A 468-nucleotide genomic window follows, 5' to 3' on the forward strand; every position below is an offset into this window, starting at 1 on the left:
AGTATCCAAGTATTGAAGAAAAGGCTGCTAGACTTTGTTATTCGCTAGTTAATAATCATGCCTTCCTTGATGGGAACAAGCGAATTGGAGTGTTTGTCATGATTATTTTCCTAAAATTAAATGGCATTGTATTAAATCAGACTGATGAAGAAGTAGTGAAGCTAGGGCTTGGAGTAGCTTCATCAGAATTAGATTATGATGCAATATTAGAATACATTCGGAATCATTAAAACTTTTCTTATTGAGGATATAACTTCAAGAAAGTGATAGAACATGGTATCTTCTTGAAGAAGGAGAGATGAAAACCATCTAAGAATAAACGAAAAGCACTTCAATTGAGGTGCTTTTTTCGTACTCAAAAGGAGGAAGTATGGGATTACTAGATTTACTGGGACGTAAGCGTGCTAGAGATAAACCACGAAATAGTTATGAAGGTCAGGACTTCTCATATCTGTTTGGACGAACGAC

Annotated in this window: 1 protein-coding gene and 1 pseudogene; both read left to right on the forward strand. The window is 35.5% G+C overall.

Annotated elements, in window-relative coordinates:
• A partial coding sequence (locus tag RFK25_RS11560; RefSeq protein WP_332413557.1) for a type II toxin-antitoxin system death-on-curing family toxin occupies positions 1-230 on the forward strand: 230 nt, incomplete at its 5' end.
• A 140-nt stretch (positions 231-370) separates the two neighbouring features.
• A pseudogene (locus tag RFK25_RS11565) lies at positions 371-468 on the forward strand (portal protein); the annotation flags it as partial.

It is taken from the genome of Streptococcus sp. SS-4456 (assembly GCF_036680365.1).
Taxonomy (GTDB): domain Bacteria; phylum Bacillota; class Bacilli; order Lactobacillales; family Streptococcaceae; genus Streptococcus.